This window comes from Thermogutta sp., assembly GCF_039793925.1.
Taxonomy (GTDB): Bacteria; Planctomycetota; Planctomycetia; order Pirellulales; family Thermoguttaceae; genus Thermogutta.
The window spans coordinates 825-1501 of the sequence record NZ_JBAMME010000071.1; the positions used below are offsets into that span (position 1 = coordinate 825).

Genomic DNA, 677 nt, shown 5'->3' on the forward strand with positions numbered 1-677 from the left:
ACCATACTGAACAGGAATTGGGCCTAAGTCCACGGCGGATATGCTCCCTCCCCCCAACCCAACATTGAGGCCTACATAGATCCGGCCCAACCGGTCTACTTTACCAGAAACGTGCCCACCGATGCCAAAGTATCCGCCAATGGTGCTTTCCCAGTAGTCCCCCTCGGTGATCGGATGCGCTCCTCCTTCCGCCTGCCGGACATACCGCCGTAACGATTCCACCCCCTGTAAACGAACATCGCCAGGCTTCTCCACCAGCGGATTGTGGACAGAAAGATAAACGTTCGGGTTTTCCAAATCTCTCAGACCGCCAAAGAACACCCGGTACTGCTTTCCCGATTCCAGCGTGAGCAACAACATCCCCTGGCCCACGCCAAATCGTCCCCTATACTCCACAGAGTCTCCGATTCGGAGCCAGGTGTTTATAGATCCCCATGCCTCCAACCAGTCCCCTTCTTCTGCCGCCCGCAAAGCCCAATACCAGGAAGCACAGCCAAATTCATCCGCCTGACAGGCCGCCATCTGCTTGGGGCCATAAAACACCCCATACTGGAGCAACTCCTCTTCGCTGAAATGACCTGTTGGGTCTACATATCTCAGCGGGTTGTTGGTAACGTACACATACCGGTTCAGCGCCTGGGGGTTCCCCGGCTCCGGCACCAGGGGGTCGGGCTGGA

General features: G+C 56.9%; 1 protein-coding gene. It reads right to left on the reverse strand.

Going from position 1 to position 677, the window contains the following annotated elements:
- A partial coding sequence (locus ABJK56_RS02140) for a hypothetical protein (RefSeq protein WP_347243018.1) occupies positions 1–677 on the reverse strand: 677 nt, incomplete at both ends.